General features: G+C 56.0%; 1 pseudogene. It reads right to left on the bottom strand.

The features are described 5' to 3' along the window. A pseudogene (locus tag ACCC96_RS30440) lies at positions 1–234 on the bottom strand (DALR anticodon-binding domain-containing protein); the annotation flags it as partial.

Genomic DNA, 234 nt, shown 5'->3' with positions numbered 1-234 from the left:
GTGCAGAGAATGTGCGGCGTGCCGTTGTCGGACCCGTTATTCAGGATTTCGCCGAACTGCGCCAGTTTCGCCGCCAGCGCATGTTCGTGCGGCGCTTCGAGGACGATTTGCCCTTCGACTTAGCTGAAGTCCTTGCCAAGCTTGCGGAATACGCCGGCCACTCGTGTGTAGGCGTACAGCAGGTACGGTGCTGTGTTGCCTTCGAAGTTCAGCATCAGGTCTAATTTTAATCTT

This window comes from Pseudomonas sp. Pseusp11 (assembly GCF_047304405.1).
GTDB lineage: Bacteria > Pseudomonadota > Gammaproteobacteria > Pseudomonadales > Pseudomonadaceae > Aquipseudomonas.
Note: the sequence above shows the minus strand (reverse complement) of the source record. Positions and strands in the feature narration are given on the sequence as shown.